The 16,666-nt window shown below is 67.5% G+C and carries 13 protein-coding genes and 1 riboswitch; of the genes, 4 read left to right on the forward strand and 9 right to left on the reverse strand.

Annotated features, from left to right (window positions below):
* Positions 1-73: 73 nt before the first annotated feature.
* The 3 genes from KBC96_08615 (at position 74) to KBC96_08625 (ending at position 2,943) form a co-directional block, all read left to right on the forward strand.
* Positions 74-997, forward strand: a complete 924-nt coding sequence (locus KBC96_08615; GenBank protein MBP6964454.1) for a sugar phosphate isomerase/epimerase — start codon at positions 74-76, stop codon at positions 995-997.
* A 187-nt stretch (positions 998-1,184) separates the two neighbouring features.
* Positions 1,185-1,961, forward strand: a complete 777-nt coding sequence (locus KBC96_08620; GenBank protein ID MBP6964455.1) for a hypothetical protein — start codon at positions 1,185-1,187, stop codon at positions 1,959-1,961.
* 64 nt (positions 1,962-2,025) lie between these two features.
* Positions 2,026-2,943, forward strand: coding sequence for an FAD-dependent oxidoreductase (locus KBC96_08625; GenBank protein MBP6964456.1), 918 nt, complete (start codon positions 2,026-2,028; stop codon positions 2,941-2,943).
* A 214-nt stretch (positions 2,944-3,157) separates the two neighbouring features.
* On the opposite strand, the gene KBC96_08630 is transcribed toward KBC96_08625, so the two are convergent.
* The 5 genes from KBC96_08630 to KBC96_08650 all read right to left on the reverse strand — a co-directional run bounded on the left by KBC96_08630 (position 3,158) and on the right by KBC96_08650 (position 11,832).
* A complete protein-coding gene (locus KBC96_08630; GenBank protein ID MBP6964457.1) occupies positions 3,158-4,327 on the reverse strand; it encodes a PEP-CTERM sorting domain-containing protein in 1,170 nt (389 codons plus the stop codon).
* A 448-nt stretch (positions 4,328-4,775) separates the two neighbouring features.
* Positions 4,776-7,331, reverse strand: a complete 2,556-nt coding sequence (locus KBC96_08635) for a SpoIIE family protein phosphatase (protein MBP6964458.1) — start codon at positions 7,329-7,331, stop codon at positions 4,776-4,778.
* 251 nt (positions 7,332-7,582) lie between these two features.
* On the reverse strand, positions 7,583-7,918 hold the full coding sequence (locus KBC96_08640) for a hypothetical protein (protein ID MBP6964459.1): 336 nt from the start codon (positions 7,916-7,918) through the stop codon (positions 7,583-7,585).
* A riboswitch (cyclic di-GMP riboswitch) is annotated at positions 7,911-8,002 on the reverse strand. Its footprint overlaps the gene before it by 8 nt.
* 62 nt (positions 8,003-8,064) lie before the next feature.
* Positions 8,065-10,674, reverse strand: coding sequence for a hypothetical protein (locus KBC96_08645; protein MBP6964460.1), 2,610 nt, complete (start codon positions 10,672-10,674; stop codon positions 8,065-8,067).
* Positions 10,675-10,806: 132 nt separating this feature from the next.
* Positions 10,807-11,832, reverse strand: coding sequence for an aminotransferase class I/II-fold pyridoxal phosphate-dependent enzyme (locus KBC96_08650; protein ID MBP6964461.1), 1,026 nt, complete (start codon positions 11,830-11,832; stop codon positions 10,807-10,809).
* A 229-nt stretch (positions 11,833-12,061) separates the two neighbouring features.
* On the opposite strand from KBC96_08650, the gene KBC96_08655 reads away from it, so the two are divergent.
* Positions 12,062-12,661 (forward strand): ArsR family transcriptional regulator, encoded by a 600-nt coding sequence (locus KBC96_08655; GenBank protein ID MBP6964462.1) that lies wholly within the window; start codon positions 12,062-12,064, stop codon positions 12,659-12,661.
* Positions 12,662-12,678: 17 nt separating this feature from the next.
* On the opposite strand, the gene KBC96_08660 is transcribed toward KBC96_08655, so the two are convergent.
* From KBC96_08660 to KBC96_08675, 4 genes are all read right to left on the reverse strand, one after another.
* On the reverse strand, positions 12,679-13,701 hold the full coding sequence (locus KBC96_08660) for an acetylxylan esterase (protein MBP6964463.1): 1,023 nt from the start codon (positions 13,699-13,701) through the stop codon (positions 12,679-12,681).
* 61 nt (positions 13,702-13,762) lie between these two features.
* The gene (locus tag KBC96_08665) at positions 13,763-14,242 is read right to left on the reverse strand and encodes a reverse transcriptase-like protein (protein MBP6964464.1); all 480 of its coding nucleotides are present in this window, start codon (positions 14,240-14,242) and stop codon (positions 13,763-13,765) included.
* Positions 14,217-14,612 (reverse strand): LysM peptidoglycan-binding domain-containing protein, encoded by a 396-nt coding sequence (locus tag KBC96_08670; protein MBP6964465.1) that lies wholly within the window; start codon positions 14,610-14,612, stop codon positions 14,217-14,219. The genes KBC96_08665 and KBC96_08670 overlap by 26 nt, the downstream gene beginning before the upstream one ends.
* A 234-nt stretch (positions 14,613-14,846) precedes the next feature.
* On the reverse strand, positions 14,847-16,634 hold the full coding sequence (locus KBC96_08675) for a thioredoxin domain-containing protein (GenBank protein MBP6964466.1): 1,788 nt from the start codon (positions 16,632-16,634) through the stop codon (positions 14,847-14,849).
* Positions 16,635-16,666: the final 32 nt, after the last annotated feature.

Raw genomic sequence — 16,666 nt, forward strand, 5'->3', positions numbered from 1 at the left:
GCCCGCCGCCCCGAACTTGATTCAGGGCCCATCCGGCGGTATAATCTGGTACCATTCCCAGGAGGTATCAGAGATGCAGGAACCTATCGCAAAGTATTTTCACGCGGGGCTGATTCACCCCATGGCATATCCGCAGGTCATCAAGGGCGAGGGCCCCGTCCTCGAGACGCTCTCGAGGATCCTGACCGACGACTACTTCGGCGCCGTCGAGGTCACCTGGATCAAGGACGACGCCGTCCGCGCCGAAGCCGCGAAGATGCTCCGGACCGCCCACGTGGACGTCGTCTTCGCCGGACAGCCGCCTCTCCTCACCCAGAAGCTCGACATCAACGCCGCCGATGCGTCCGCCCGCGCGCAGGCCGTCGCGCAGTGCAGGAACTCCGTTGACCAGGCGTATGAGATCGGCGCGTGCATCCTCGCCGTCCTGAGCGGCCCGTACCCCGCCGACGGGGACAAGCAGGCCGCCTACGAGCGGCTCGCCGACTCCCTCAGGCAGATCTGCAGCTACGCCAGATCGAAGGGCGACCTCGTCGTCTCGCTCGAGACCTTCGACTACGACATAGACAAGAGCTGCCTCGTCGGCCCGACCGCCGAGGCCGTCGAACTTGCGAAGCAGGTCACCTCCGAGTGCCCGAACTTCGGCCTCACGGTGGATCTGAGCCACCAGCCAATGCTCAACGAGTCCATCGAGCAGATGGTTTCCACCGCCGCGCCTCACCTCGTGCACGCGCACATCGGCAACGCGGTCCTGGCCGACAAGTCAAGCGCGGCATACGGCGACCAGCACCCCGCGTTCGGCTGCGCGGACGGCGAGAACGACGTGGACGAGGTCGTCCTGTTCCTGAAGGCCCTCATGGACACCGGCTACTTCAAGAAGAAGCTCCCCTCGAAGATGCCGATCGTCAGCTTCGAGGTCAAGCCGCTCGCGGGCGAGGACTCGGACATCGTGGTCGCCGGGGCGAAGCGGGTGCTCAACGAGGCCTGGGCGAAGCTCTAGGGCAGGGCCGAGGGACGAGGGGCGGACACGATGCCCAACCCGCCGTCATGCCGGACTTGATCCGGCATCCAGCACGGGATGGATCCTGAATACCGGCTGCCGGGCACCGGTCACTTCCCGCGCCGCAGGTTTTCGCCCGGCCCGCGGCGAACACACATGTGTCCAACAATGCCCGGAGGTTGATCTATTGACCCGCAATCACGCCGTCGTCGTTCTGCTTGCTCTCTTGTCCCTGGCCGCCGTCTCCCGTGTATCCGCCGCCGAACAAGCCGCGCCGAAAGCCGCCCCGAAGCCGAAGGCCCCCGCGGTGACGCGCACGCTCGACGCGCAGGTGAGCGGCTTCACTTCGCAGGACGCCGACAACATATACGCGAGGCTCGCCATGGAGGAGAAGAAGGACGGCCGCACCTGGTACGTCAAGGGATCGCACAGCCGCACCCAGACCAAGGCCACGCGCTACTACACGGTATCAACCACGAAACTCGACTCCCGGCTGGAGCGCGCGCTGAGCGAGAGGGATTTCAGCGTGCTCACCGCCGTCGTCAGCACCAGGGACAGGTCCTATTACTCCTCCTCGCCGAATGACTCCGGCTACGAGTTCGCATCTTACGGGGTCGGCAGGCGGCTCGACGCCAACATGAGGGGAGACCTCGGTCTCGGCCTTCTGCGCGTGCGGGATGACGACGACGGGTTCCGGCCGGCCCTGGTGGCGGCGCTCCGAGGCAGCAGGCCGCTCAGCGACAAGCTCACGCTGACCGCGGACACCATGCTGCTCCAGCCGGTCGGGGAAGCCGACTCGACCAAGCTCGACTCCGACATCGGGTTCTCCTATCAGATGGCCCCCGGGTTCTACCTGAGGCTCAACTGGCAGGCCACCAACCTGATCCGCTCCGCCTACAGCCTGAGCGAGTGGGACTCCGTCTGGCGGCTCAGCATCGCCTTCCGCCAGACCACGAAACACTGATGCCTCGATCCGACGCTTACGCCGCCCGCGGGATGGGTAAAACTCAGCGGAGGTGGAAACAGCCGTGCACGACCTGATCATCATAGGCGGAGGCCCCGCCGGAATGACCGCCGCCATCTACGCGGCGCGCAAGAAGATGGACGCCGTCGCCCTCTCTCCGCAGATCGGCGGCCAGGCCGTGTGGGCGTCGGAAGTCGAGAACTACCTCGGCTACCGGCTGATCTCCGGCATGGACCTCGTCGAGAAGTTCGAGTCGCACGTGAAAGACCTCGGGATGCGCGTCGTCGAGGCGGCCGTCCGAAGCCTGAGGGTGGACGGCAGGGCCTTCGCGGTCGAGACCGAGTCCGGGGAGTCCTACGAGGCGCGCGCGGTCATCGTCGCCTCGGGCAGGTCGTCCCGCCCGCTCGGCGCGGCCGGCGAGGAGGAGTTCAAGGGCCGGGGGGTGACCTACTGCGCCACCTGCGACGCCCCGCTCTTCGCCGGGGAGGACGTCGCCGTGGTCGGCACCGGCAACGCCGGCCTCGACGCCGCGATCCAGCTCTTCAAGTACGCCAGGCAGGTGACGATCGTCGAGATGCTCGACCACCTCACCGCGGATGAGTCCCTCCAGGACCGCGTCCGCGCCCGGCCGAACGGGACGATCATGCTCCGCACCCGCATCGTCGAGATCCTCGGCGACAAGTTCGTGACGGGCATCAGAATCCGCAACCTCGACACCGACGAGGAGTCGGTCCTGCCCGTCACCGGCGTCTTCGTGGAGATCGGCTCGCTCCCGAACGTCGGTTTCCTGCCGCCGGCACTCAAGCTGAACAAGTGGAACGAGATCGAGATAGACTGCGCCTGCGCCACGAACATCCCGGGCCTGTTCGCCGCGGGCGACGTCACCAGCGTGCCGGAGAAGCAGATCGTCATCGCCGCGGGCGACGGGGCGAAGGCCCTGCTCTCAGCCCACGATTACCTCGTCCGCAACTTCCCGGGGTGAGCGGTGATCGTCAGTCAGCCGCGCTGTCCCCCTTGTCAAGGGGGACCGGCCTCCGGGCCGAGGGGGTTCTGCCGCCCACGCCCTTCGATACACTCTCCGCTTCGCTCCGAGCACTCAGGGCTGACGGTGTCTGTCGTATGTAATACCGGCGTCATCCTGAACTCGATTCAGGATCCATCCCTTCCCTGGATGCTGAGTCAAGCTCAGCATGACGTCAGGGGCGTGCCGGCCAGAACGCCCTTCGATACACGCGCCGCCTCCGGATCATCCCCGCCAGCGCCGCCAGTCCACCGCTCAGCGCGAGGAGGCTCGACGGCTCGGGGATCGGCTCCCACCGCGCGTACTTCAGGGTGAGCGTCTCCTTGTGCCAGTAAGATATGTGCGGGTTTCCGTCCGCGTCAAGCGCGATCGAGTTCGTCTCGCCGACGTTCGCCCCGGTATCCACAACGCTGATGACCCACGAGCTGCCGTTCCACGCCGCATGCTTGAGCTGACCCTTCGTGTAGTCCTGATAGCTGATGTGGGGCCTGCCCGACTTGTCGAGCGCCATGTTGCAGTAGCCGCCCAGACTGCCGATGCTCTCGACCGTCTCCACGTCCCAGGAACTGCCGTTCCTCCGCGCGAATTTCAGCGCGTTCGCCCAGTAGTCCCAGTAGGCGATGTTGGGATTCCCGCCGGGCCCGAGGCATATTGCCTGACCGAACGGGTGGCCGCTCCCTACCTCAGACTTGTCCCAGCCGGTGCCGTTCCATCTGCCATACCAGACTTTCTCGCTGTTCCGGTAGACGACATGGGGCGTACCGCCGGAATCCACCGCGATCGAACTGAGGTCGGACGTTCCGGACGCGGTCTCCACCGGTACGATCGTCCAGGCGGCGCCGCTCAAATAGGCCATGTAGACCATCAGCCTGCTGCCACTCGCGGCATAGGATATGTACGGGACGCCGCTCGGGTTCAAGGCCAGCGACGGCTTGATCCCCGTGGTGCCGACCTGGTCCACCCTGCTGGTCTGCCAGACCCCACCGACGCGCTTCGAGTACATGGCATCGAGCCAAGACCCGAATGGGCTGTAATATGCCACGCACGGGTTGCCCTGGCTGTCGAGTACCAGTGACCTGGACGTTCCGCCGGAGCCGTATTCGCTGGCCCCGACTTCGGCCCTCTGCCAGGCGGAGCCGTCCCATTCGGCAAATACCGCCATCGGCGTTACGGAGCCCGGGGCGAGGTAGGCCACGCACGGGTTGCCCCTGCCGTTGACGGCGATTGACGACCAGTTGCCCGCGTTGGCCTCGATGGTGCTGATCTGCCAGTCGGCGGACGCGGTGATGCATGCGGCCAGGCCGAGCGCGACCAGAACAAGTGTTACCGGCAGGCTGCTCTTCATGTTAACCTCCTAATATATTGGTGTCGCACTTGCTTCTGCCGTCCCTGAGCCGCAACCGTGGCGCCGTACGACCGGAACGTCGGATGCTTCTTTACGAGGTTATCACCAGCTTGCCGGTCTGTCAAGGATTCTGCGCCCCAGTGACCCAAGAACCCGCAATAGTACCAGTGCCGGTATCCGCATCAGGCCTCAGATATCCGGTGGATGCGATGGCTTGACATCGCTTCTCCGGGCGGTGCCTCGACACGGCGTGTCCCCGGGCGTCGAGCCGCCGCAGTCCAAAGAGGCCGCCCTTCGATACACTCTCCGCTCCGCTCCGAGCACTCAGGACTCACGGTGATAGGCGGCCGGAGGAAAACCCGCTAGTCCTGAGTGCGCGCTCCGGCGCGTGTATCGAAGGACGGCCTACCACGGCACGAGACCGCCTTGAACCTCGAACCTGGACCGCCTAGAAGAGCTGCCCCGGGGTCGGGACGACGGACTTGACGGAGAGGATCGCGACGTCGTCGTTGAGGCGGTCGCCCGCGTACCTGCGGATGTCCTCGTACAGGGCCTCGGGCAGGTTGCGGCTCCCCAGCCTGACGTGCCGCTCCACCATTTCCTGCAGGCCCTCTGTGTTCAGGAAGCCCTCCTCGCCGCGCGCGTCGGTCGCGCCGTCCGTGTAGAGCACGAGCACGTCGCCCTTCTTGAACGGGACCGTCTCGGCGGAGTATTCGGCCTCCTGAAGCGCGCCTGCGGCAACCCCCGTCGAGTCGAGGCAGACCAGCTTGCCCTCATCGGCGCGGTAGTGGAACGGAAGCTCGTGCCCCGCGTTGACGTAGCGGAACTCCCCGGCGTTCACGTCCGCCACCCCGTAGACCAGCGTGATGAACCGGCCGGTCGGCGTGTGAGCGCAGAGGGCGCTGTTCAGCCTAGTCACCACGGCGACGGGGTCCGGGTCGTCGTCCGAGTACGCCTTGATCATGTGCTTCGCCATGCCCATGTAAGCGGCCGCGTCGAGCCCCTTGCCCGAGACGTCGCCGATCGCCAGGGCGTACCGGCCGTCGCCCAGCTCGATCACGTCGAAGAAGTCGCCCCCGACGGCCGCCTCCTGCCAGGCGGGCCGGTAGCACGCGGAGACTTCGATCCCGGGGAACTCACGGTCGAGCCCGGCCATCAGGCTCTCCTGCAGGGACGAGGCGATGCTCCGCTCGCGCTCGTAGACCTGGGCGTTCCGGACCCCCGCCGCCACGAACTTGCTCAGCATCTCCAGCAGGCGCGCCTCCGCCTCGGTCCAGGGCGCCCCGTCCGCGCTGCGAAAGACGTTGATCGCGCCGACCGTCCGGCCGCGGAGGGACATCGGCACGGAGAGCAGGTGGTGCACTCCGTCGTCCTTGCCGATGAGGACGGGATACTTGCAGTGCGCGCTGTTCGGCACGTCGTTCAGCACCTTCAGCCGCCCGGTCTCGGCGACCTCTATCGCGGTGGCGTCGCAGGCGTCGAAGTGCTCCGCCGCGGAGTGCTCCCTCGACGGGCGGTTCAGCCCGAGGATCTTCATCTTCTCGCTGTCCTTGTCGAAGATCAGCACGGAGCAGGTCTGCGCGGCGAGCGCCCGGCTCAACTCGACGCCGAGCCGGTCCACCAGCGAGTCGAGCGTCAGTTCCGAGGTGATCGCCTGGCCGATCTCCCTCACGATGTCGAGCTGATGGATGCGGGCATCGCGCTCGGAGAGCGATTCGTTGATCCGGCTGCCCTTCTGGACTCGCTCGACGGCGAGCGCCGCCTGGGCGGCGAACAGCTTCAGCATGCGGAGGCGGTCCTTCTGGCCGGCCGGGGGGACCCGCCTGTACAGCGCCATCAGGATGCCGACGACCGAGTCGCCGTACTCCGTGGAGACCACCAGCGGGATGCAGACCGCGGAGCGCCCGGCGGCGGCGGCCCCGAGCTTCACGGAGAGGCTCTCGTTCGCCGCCGCGTCGGCGACGATCCTGGTCTCGAGGGAGCTTGCGGCCTCGCCGACCGGGCCGTCCCCGGTGCGGAAGACGAGGCTGTCGCGGACGTCCTCGTCGAGCCCGGCGCATGCGGCGACCTGTATCAGGTTGCGCGTGCGGTCGTAGGGCATCAGGCAGACGGCGTCGAGCTTCAGGAAACCGGCGATCAGGTGGACCACCTGCTGGTAGAGCCTTCCCGGGCTGGTCGTCGAGACGATCAGGCGCTGGAGGTCGGCTATCGCTCCCAGCTCGGCCGACTGGCCCTGGATGCACCCCCTGAGGCGCGCGTGCTCCGCAACGAGGCCCGCGACCGGCGTCAGGTACCCGAGCAGTTTCATCAGGTTCGCCAGCGCGAAGAGCAGTTCGCCCTGCGCGGCGCTCTTCGACGTCGCCGAGAAGACCGCGGCGAGCTGGCCGAACGCGGCGAACACGAGGCCGTAGCTGATCCAGGCGATCAGGGTGCTGTTCCGCTGGATCCCCGGCCTGGAATAGACGAACCACGCGAAGGCGAAGAGGACGGCCGACGCGATCGCCAGGCTCAGCTCGAGCGCGCTCCCCGGCGCGATGCTCACGACTGGGAACTCCGAGACCGAGAAGATGACGACGGCGGCCCAGAGGACGACCCCTGTGAGATAGATCGCCGTGCGCGATTGGATTGACTGCCTGGGGGTGGTCGAGCGCGCCGAGAGAGCGCCGTGGATCAGCATGACCGCGAGAGTCAGCCTGCCCGCGTACCAGATAGCCCCGGCGCCGCCGGGATCCGAGGCCGGGAACGCGGCGGACCAGGCGTCGAACAGGCCGGCGGCGAAAAACCCCGCGGCGGCGGATAGGAAGCCCTTCCGCCCGTGGATCAGGTATTCCGCGATGGCGGCGGCGAAGACGGTGAGGGCGATCAGCGCGGCGAACCCGCCGGCGACCTGCACGGGAGTCGAGAGCCCGACCTTGTCAGGCGGCTGCGAGTTCCCGGCGGCGACGATGAGCAGCACGGCCGCGCCGCACACGGCGATCAGGACGACGGTTGCCGATCTTCTCATGAGCTTCCGGACCCCCTCGTTGAAGGCATGCGGAGAGACGCCATATTCTAGCACACGGATGAGGCGTCCGCAAGGCTTGAACGAGGCCGTCCTTCGATACACGCGCCGGAGCGCGCACTCAGGACTAGCGGGTCTCGATCGGGTGACTGGTCGCCTATCACCGTGAGCCCTGAGTGCTCGAAGCGAAGCGGAGAGTGTATCGAAGGGCGCGGGAAGCAGAACCCCCTCGGCCCGAAGGCCGGCCCCTCTTCCTAGCCTGTCAGCCCGTACTTCGCGAAGAAGTCGCCTACCGAGAGGATGCGGATGTCGTTGCCGAGGGACGCGATGTAGCGCCGCCGCTCCATGGGCGTGAGGCGTTTCTCGCAGCCCACGTACAGCTTGTGCCCGTTTCGGCGGTCAACGAGGAACACCGCGTCGCCGCCTATGACGGTCACGTCGAACCGATTGTTCGCCGGCTGTTGAAGCTCGGCATCCGCAAGAGCCATCCCTGAAACCTTGAAGCCTTCCCTGAGAACGACAGAAGACCAGGCGCGCTGAAGGCCTGCAGTCGGGAGGCGATTGGCCTCCCGCGCAGCGGACTTCGGCAACCTGGCCGTCTTGTCCCGGTGCTTCGGGATTTAGACCCTGCGGCTTTGCGTCCCCGTCTTTCGGCGGGTTTGCCCTTATCGGTCGCTGGTCGTGTATTACCAATCTTGATTATCGGCAGATCTGGCGCGGCGCAGAGCCGGCAATACTACCGGGTTTTGGAAGGGCGGGGGATCTCGAGGAGCTTCAGGAACTCTCTCTTGCGCGCCTCACTGCAGGCGAAGTCGAGGATGATGTCCCCGATCGGCTCCTCGGGCGGCGGGCCGATCTCGTCCAGGCCGAGCATTCCGGGGAACGACGCCCTCTGAAGCGCCGCCATGCAACTCGCCGCATACAGCAGGTCGAGCGCGTCGGTTATGCGCACCAGGTCAATGCCCGCGCCCGGGTAGTGGACGGCGGAGCGATCGGCCCAGCGGACGACCCTGTCCGCGCCGGTCAACGCCGCCGCGCCGGGATCGCCGTCCAGGTACGTGTCGAGCCACCAGACCGGCAGGCCCGGCTTCACCTTGCGGAACACGGCGGCGAGGTCGCCCGTCAGCGTGTAGCAGGCCGTCCGGTAAAACTGCTCCCACGTCTCGAGGAACCCGCCGGCGCCCGCCATCAGCGGCCGGAGGGGCGTCTGGAAATCGGTCGTCCCGAGGCCGAAGTTGGGGCCCACCATGTCCGCGGGGTCCACCAGCACCCCCTGCGCGAAGGCCGCCCGCGCGGCGTCGTTGAAACCCATCTGCCCCGGACGGACGAGCAGCACCTCGTCCTCATACGGGTCCTCGACGACGACCGCCGCGTGATCGAAGGCGATCCCGTCGAGGTCGTAGTCCGCAAGCTCCTCGACGAGCGCGGAGAGCTTCTCCCGGACGACCGGCTGGAACGGGCTGACGAAGTCGCCGTCGAAGGCGTCGCCGTAAGCCATTCGCTCCTCTATCCGAACCGTTGAGTATGCCGGCCTCTGCGCCTGCCACTCGGTGTTCGAGCGTCCGGCGATCTCGCGGTCGAGCAGCTCCGGGGCCTTGTACAACCAGTGGTTCTTCGAGCCGTCCGACCACCGCAGGACGTCTATCACCCCGACTACCCGGACGCCCTTCGCGTGGGCGGCCGCGATCGTGTTCCTCAGGAAGTCGTCCGCCTTCATGCCCGGCAGCGGGGGGAACTGCCTGCTCGGGAAGATCGTGTACCCGTCCGCGAACACCCGGATGAGCAGTGTATTCAGTCCGTGCCCGGACGCCTCCGCCGCCACCCCGGCTGGCGTGTCGGACTTCGATACCTCGCGCAGTATCCCCCGGACGCCGGCGGGCATCGGAATCTTCGAGCCCTTCGGCCAGGAGCGCGCCTGAAACTCGGGCGGGGTCCACGGGGCGTCCGGTTCGAGCGGGGACCACTCCCACTCGTACCTCGCGGGCGACGCACCGACGCTCGCATTCCCCACCGCCGGGAAGTGGAAGACCAACCGCGCCGACACCAGCGGCTCGATGCTCTGCGGTACCCAGGAAGGGCGCTCGGGATCTTCGCACGCCTTCAGCACGACCGACTTCTGCTCCTCGGTGAGCGCCTCCCAGGAAACGCTGCTGTCCGCCTCGGCGGGATTCATCGCCAGGCGCCCGACTATGCCGCCGATCTGCTGCGCGTTCAGGGAGAACCCCGTGCCGGGCGCGACCGGCAGCCCGATCAGAATCCTCGCCGCCAGATCGGCGTCGAACGTCCGCCCGGCGTCAGATTGGGGGCCGACGAAATCGTAGTAATCCCTCAGCATCTGATCGAACGACCCGAGGCCGATCACGTCGAGCGCGAAGAGGTAAGAGCCGCCGACCTTCCGCCACGTCCCGCCGGTCGCGCGGGAGACCGCCTTCAGCACCTGCCCGATCGTCTCCGAAGGCGCGCCGATATAGAGCCCGACCTGCTCGGACCCCGGCCCGGCGAGGAGCGGAAGCCCGCTCTCCCTCGCCGCGGCGGCGACGACGTCCCTGAGCGTCGTGCGGCGCTCGAACGCCGCGTCCTTCCGCAGTTCCGGCCGATCGTAGTCCAGGTGCGATTCCTTCAGCTCGTTCGGCCCCGAAGGCCTGGGCAGTTCTCCCGCATCGGTTTCCGGCTCCGGCTCCACCTGCAGCCTCAGCTCGGAGCTGTCGTCGGGCGGCGGCTGCTCCGTCGCCAAACCGCAGTCGTACCGGCCCTCTCCGTCGCTGAGCAGGGTGTGGAGATAGGTGATCTCGCCGGTGATTGTCAGACCGTCGGGCGGGACTCCCTGCAGGTAGACCTCGTTGTACGTCGTCGTCACGGAGTTCTCGTCCACCGGGACCTCGCCCGCCGGAATCATCAGCGCGGCCCTGGTAGAGAACATCCGCCTCAACAGCGCCTGCTGGTCCGCGGTGAGGTCGGCGAAGTGGAGGCCGCGCGACGAGCCGATCGCCTTCATCTGCTCGTCGGTGAGACTGCGGAGGAACTCGTCCCGCGCCTGCCTCGTCGGTTTCGGCGGCTCCTTCGGGACGAACGGGGACACGTCGTACAGGCGCAGGACCTCCGCCGGGCCGAGGACGCGGATGCCGTCCTGATCGAACAGCTCGAGGCCGAAGGTCCTTGCCAGGCCCTCGAGCGAAGAGAGATCGGCGGTCCCTTCCACCGGCCCGCGCATCACCGCGACCACCGGGCCGAGGGCCTGCTTTTTCGCCAGGTCGTCGAGGCACTTGTCGAGCGCGAGCGTCTGCGCCCCGGCGGAGGCCGCAAGGATCAGGATCGCAAGAACGGAGATCAGGCATCTCTTAGGCATTGCATCCTCCACTGTCCACCTGCACCAGTCGCTGTGAACCGCGACTCGTCACCCTGAACTCGATTCAGGGCCCATCACTCTCCCGGATGCCGGCCACTCATCACTCATCACCCATCACCCATCACTAATCACTCACCGGCCGCCGATCACTTCCCCAACCGCGTCCGCCGCCGCGATGACGTCTTCCCGCGTCACGCCGAGGTGAGTCACCGCGCGGACCCGCCCGCCCTTGTACGCGCCCATCCTGACGCCGCGCGCCTTCAACCGCTCGACGAACTCCGGGGCCGCCGCGCCGCGTATGCCGAAGAAGACGATGTTCGTCTCCACGTCGCTCGGATCGAGGATCACGCCCTCGATGCCCGCCAGGCGCTCCGCGAGGAGCTTCGCGTTCGCGTGGTCCTCCGCGAGCCGCTCGACGTTGTGCCGCAGACCGTAGAGCGCCCCCGCCGCGATGATCCCCGCCTGGCGCATCGCCCCGCCGAACGACTGCTGGTACCGGCGCGCGTCCTTCATGAAACCCTTCTCGCCAGCCAGGACCGCCCCTACCGGCGCCCCGAGCCCCTTCGTGAAGCAGACCGTCACCGAATCGGCCGCCGAGGCGTACTGCCTCGCGGGGATGCCGGCCGCGACCACCGCGTTCATCAGCCGCGAACCGTCCATGTGCACCGCAAGGCCGTTGCCCCGCGCCGCTTCCGACACGGCCTCGAGCGTCTCCAGAGGCCAGACCTTCCCGCCGCCGAGGTTGTGCGTGTGCTCGACGGAGACTAGCCGCGTGCGGGGCGCGTGGGGATCGTCGGGCCGGATCGCGCCGAGAACGTCCTCCGCCCCGAAGACGCCCCGGTCGCCGTCGAGCGGGTGGATCATCACGCTGGAGAGCACCGCCGGTCCCGCGCCTTCGTAGTGTATCGGGTGCGACCAGCGGTCCATGATGATCTCGTCGCCCGGGCGGGTGTGGACCTTGTACGCGATCTGGTTCGCCATCGTGGCGGATACGACGAAGAGCGCGGCCTCCTTCCCCAGAAGCTGAGAGCACTCCGCCTGAAGCTCGTTCACGGTCGGGTCCTCCGCCCTCTGGGAGTCGCCGACGGGGGCCTCCGCGATCGCCTTTCGCATCTCGGGACTCGGCTCGGTAACGGTGTCGCTGACAAGGTCTATCATGGCTCTTCTCCGGCGCGTCGGGGGTGATATGCTGTCCGTCCGCAACCAGTATACCCGAAATCTCGCGCCTTGGGGAGGAATCGCTCAGGCCAAAATAGAAGCAGAAATCCGAGAGCGGGCGCTAATACAGGTTTCACAGAAGCTCTGTTGGGGGTATACCAACGTGGTACGACTGTCCAACCAGGTAGACATGATGCCGCGTCACCTCACTGCTACACGCAGAGATATCTTGAACACGTTAAAAAAGAGAGGCGAGTTGACGGCGACCGAACTCGCCGAGTGCCTCGGCATGACGTCCGTGGCCGTGCGTCACCAGTTGACCCACCTCCAGGCCGCCGATCTCGTCGAGCAGCACGTCACCAGGAGGCCGGTCGGCCGCCCCGTAGCAGTCTATGTCCTCTCCCCCGTCGCCGACGAACTCTTCCCCAAGCAGTACGAAGACCTCGCAACCTCCATCCTCAACCAGATCGCCGAGTTGGACGGCGAAGAACGGATCAGCCAGATATTCCACCTCAGGGCCGCCAAGCTTGAGGCCGAGTACCGCTCGAAGCTCGCCGGGAAGAACCTGGGGGAGAAGGTGGCGCGCCTCGCCGAGCTTCTGACCGAGGACGACGCGATGGCCGAGTGCGTCCCGGTCGGGGACGGATACGAGCTGCACATGTACAACTGCGTCCTGAGCCGGGTGGTGGACGTCTTCCCGCAGGTGTGCGCCGAGGAGATGGCGATGTTCGAGCGCATCCTCGACGCGGACGTCTCGCGCACCGAGCACGTCCCCTCGGGAGACAGGCGCTGCGTCTACCTGATCACCCCGCGGCCGATCCGAGACTGACCCCGACCCGATTCCCCTCACCCCGAACCGCTCAGAGACTTCACCAGCCACGGAATGCCCTTCCCGCCGTTCCACTCGTGCTCGCCGTGAAAGACCTGCGCGTCCATCCGCTTCGGCACGCCCCACGCCGCGTAGACCTCGCGCGCCTTCGCGACCGCCTGCCTGAAGCCCGCCGCCGGGAAGATCGGGTCCCTGTCTCCCTGCTCGAAGAAGGCGTATCTCGGGGCGATCATCCCGACCATGTCCGGCATCTCGTACCATCGGAGGATTCCCGGCACGAAGTTGTCCGTGCAGTGGTAGATGGAGTAGACCGAGTCGCGGAACGTGTTGAAGTACCCGCTCACGAGGCACGCCCTGATGCGCGTGTCCATCGCCGTGGTGAAGAACGTGATCTGCCCGCCGCCCGAGATGCCCGTCATGCCCAGGCGGCCCGGGTCAACCTCCGGCCGCGCGGAGAGCCAGTCGAGCGCCCGCCGCGCGTCGAGCACGCGGTAGCTGATCATCGTCCGTCCGAGCATCAGCGCCGCGCCCGCCGGGACGATGCAGTACGTGCCGCCGTCCGGGTTCGCCCGAATCGCCTCCTCGTGGCGCCTCGACCCGAACGCGAGCTGCTCCATCGCCAGCGTCGGCAGGCCCGCCCTGCAGCACTGCAGCGCGTAGTCGAGCGGGTCACCCTCGCCCCCGACGCCGCCTATCAGGTCCTCCACCGACTTGCCGTGCCCCGGGACCGCCAGCACCGCCGGGCCCCTCGCCGGCCGCTCGTCCGGCAGGAGGTAGTACGCGGGCGCGAGCAGCCCGGGCTGGGTCTCCAGCTCGAGCTTCGTCCGCGAGTAGCCGGGGAACTTCCGCTCCTCGACGACGCGCGACTGCACCGGGCCGCCGGGCTTCCCCGGGGATCCGATAAGCCGGCGGAGGCGCGCGCGGGCCTTCTTCGCCCATGCGGACGCTTCCTCGGGCGTCGCGGCGTCGAACGGGAGTGCGGGAGCGGCGCTTTCGTACTCGCGCCGAAAGAAGACGTGGGGGTCGAGAGTCGGTTTCAAGTCGGGCCACCTCGAAAGTGTAGTTGCCCGATTATAGCACATCCGGCGCGTGGTCCGGGCCTCACGCGGCGGGGGTGAGGTCCATCGGAAGGAGGGTCTGGGGCTCCGGGCGCTTGATCCTCGGAGGTATCCTGCTCGCGGCCTGCGCGAGTCTCTGGGCGGCGCGGACCCGCCCTTCGGGTACGGCGGCGACCTCGGCGCGCTCGAAGGTGTACATCATCGCCTTGACCCTGATGTACAGCAGTGGAAGCCTGCCTCCCTGCGGCACCGGCTCCTCCCGGTTGATCTGACGGGTGACGCTCTCATCCGGGCAGAGTATGCGCACGCGGCGCGCGCCGATCTCCTCGGCGAGTTCCAGCGACCTGAGGACCGCCCGGTACGTCAGCTCCTCACGGGAGCCGTGAACCTGCTCGTAGACCCGGCTCGACTGGCCGGGGCCGACCGCCGGCGCGACTACGCCGATCCCGCCGGGACCCGAATCCGGCCTCCAGGCTGAGACCTGGATGCTCAACGGCCTACTGCCGACCCTGGTTCTTAGCATAGGTTGCTCCTCGGGGAAGTTCCGCGCTCCTGCCGCTCAGCGGTACGAGGAGCGTCTGGCCCTCGCGCAGGCAGGCGTCCCTCGGCAGTCCGTTCGCCTTTGCCAGGCCTTCCACCCGGGCCAGGATGTACCTCTCGGGGTCGCCGTACTTCTGCGCGATGCCCCACAGGGTGTCTCCGCGCGCGACGGTGATCTCCGCGTTCATCAGCGGCGTGTCTGGGGTCGAGAGTCTGCTCGTCCACGCGCATACGGCCAAAAGCACGGCGCTGCATGCGGCGAGGAGCAGGGTGCGCTCGATCTGATGGATCCTGCGCCTCCTGCGCCCTCCGTGAACTCCTGTCCGCGTGTACCTCAGTCTCGCACACATCATCGCGGTCCCTCCCGCTATGCAAACTTAAGTTTGCCCCTCCCCTCTAATCTACAGGGATTCTGCAGGATTGTCAAGATGTTTTTTCCCATCGAGACGGAAAAGCAAACAAGTGCGCCGCAACCGCGGTTCGGTCCTGATCCCGCGAACAGTCTACCGGAGGTGTCTGACAGGCGGGTTACAGGCGGACTAGCTCTTTCTGAATCCGCCGGGGTCGCGAGGGAGGAGCGGCCCGCCTCAGACCGGCGGGAGGTCCTTCAGGGCCGCCGCGAGTTCTTCGCTCCCGGCGACGGGACGAGTCGGCGCGCCCGGCTGCGAGACGTAGGCGACCGGCTCCGCCCGCGAGGGATACTCGGCCTCGCCGATCCGCAGCGGGTCCTCGTCCGGGTCGAGGATGCGGATGATCTTCTTCGGCTCGTAGGCGCGCAGTCCCGCCCTGAGCATCCGGCCCGTCTCCGTGTCGCCCCGCCTGCCCACGACGACGATCTGCATCGGCGCCGCGAGATACAGGTCCAGCGCGAGGCCGTATCCCGCGCCGATGATGCTCTCGACCATGCGCGGGTACGAGACCGCCTCGAGCGCGCGGCCGGCCGCTTCCCGGTACGATGCGTCGCCGGCCAGGTAGCTCAGTTCGATCAGCATGCGGGCGGAGCAGGCGTTCTCCTCGAACGGCTTGTGGGGCCGGTAGCCGCCGAGAGTCTCCGCGGAACCCGGATGCTGGTAGTAGAACCCGCCGCGCTCCCGGTCCTGCATCTCCTCCAGCATCACCCGCGCGATCCGCACTGCATGCTCCAGATATTCCCGCCTGCCGGTCGTCTGGAAGCCGTCAATGAGCGCCCGGGCGAAGTGCGCCTGGTTCGCGAGCAGGCCGGGCAGGCGCGGCTCGCCGTCGTTGTAGTGGTAGACCAGCCCGTCCCGCAGGTTCTCGCGCAGGAGGCGTTCGACGGTCTCGGCCGCGAAGCCGCCCGCGTCCGCGTCGTCGGCGGCGCCGCAGAGCCGGAAGTACGCGGAGCACATCATGGAGTTCCAGCCGGCGTATACCGCCCGGTCAACGTAAGGGACGCCGATCGCCAGGCGCTCGTCCTCGCCCTTCGCGAAATACTCCTCGCCGGTGACGAGGTCGGCCTCGGGCTCGTGGCTGCCCGCGTCGGCGTCCTGGCTGCCGTAGAACCCGCCGCGCTCCCGGTCCGAGAGGAAGCGCTCCACGTAGCGCCGGATGCCGAGCGCGATCTCGAGGTACTTCTCTTCGCCGGTGACCTGGTAGGCCTCCACGTAGTTCTCCAGCGCGCCGGCCTGGGTGTAGAGCATCTTCTCGTAGTGCGGATGCCGCCAGTGAGGGTCCACGGAGTAGCGGTACATCCCGCCCCAGACCGGGTCCATCAGGCCGGCCATCCCGTCGAGGGTGGTACGGGCGATCTCCAGCATGTGCTCGTCGCCGCTCCGGCGGTACAGGAGGAAGGCGAGGCGCACCGCGTCCGGGAACGGGAACTTAGGCTCCGTGCCGAACCCGCCGTTCGCCCAGTCGAACTCCCGCCGTAGGACCGCGTCGAGCGCGTCGAGCGCCCGGGCGTCGAGCGTCTCGCCGGGGTGTTCCAGGCGCCTGCGCTCGACCTCAGCCTCCTCGGTCATCCGGGCGACTCGCATGGTCACGGTCTCCCGGTCCTCCCGGTACACCTGGTCGGCCTGCCGGAGGACCCGGAGCATCTGCTCCGGGGGCATGTATGTCGAGCCGGTCAGGATTCGGGCGTCCGGGGTCAGGACGGCCGTCGTCGGCCACCCGCCCATCAGGTACCTGTCCTGCAGGTCGGGGCGGCGGTCGGCGTGGACGCGCACGGGCACGAAGCGATCGTTGATGAGGGCGATGACGTCGGGGTCGGAGTACGACGTGCGGTCGAGGACGTGGCACCAGTGGCACCACGGCGCGCCGATGGTCAACAGGACCGGCTTGCCCTCCCGGCGCGCGCGGTCGAACGCCTCGCTGCTCCACTCTTCCCAGCGGATCTCCGACGAGCGGTCTCTGGCCAAGGGACACCTCCGGGGCAGTCTCCACCCGTATG

This window comes from Armatimonadota bacterium (assembly GCA_017993055.1).
In the GTDB taxonomy this organism is placed as follows: domain Bacteria; phylum Armatimonadota; class UBA5829; order DTJY01; family DTJY01; genus JAGONM01.

Excerpts from the sequence above, each read along its gene's own strand:
- KBC96_08615 (MBP6964454.1), top strand. The coding sequence starts at position 74 with ATGCAGGAACCTATCGCAAAGTATTTTCACGCGGGGCTGATTCACCCC.
- KBC96_08630 (MBP6964457.1), bottom strand. The coding sequence starts at position 4,327 with ATGAAGAGCAGCCTGCCGGTAACACTTGTTCTGGTCGCGCTCGGCCTG.
- KBC96_08635 (MBP6964458.1), bottom strand. The coding sequence starts at position 7,331 with ATGAGAAGATCGGCAACCGTCGTCCTGATCGCCGTGTGCGGCGCGGCC.
- KBC96_08645 (MBP6964460.1), bottom strand. The coding sequence starts at position 10,674 with ATGCCTAAGAGATGCCTGATCTCCGTTCTTGCGATCCTGATCCTTGCG.
- KBC96_08650 (MBP6964461.1), bottom strand. The coding sequence starts at position 11,832 with ATGATAGACCTTGTCAGCGACACCGTTACCGAGCCGAGTCCCGAGATG.
- KBC96_08665 (MBP6964464.1), bottom strand. The coding sequence starts at position 14,242 with ATGCTAAGAACCAGGGTCGGCAGTAGGCCGTTGAGCATCCAGGTCTCA.
- KBC96_08670 (MBP6964465.1), bottom strand. The coding sequence starts at position 14,612 with ATGATGTGTGCGAGACTGAGGTACACGCGGACAGGAGTTCACGGAGGG.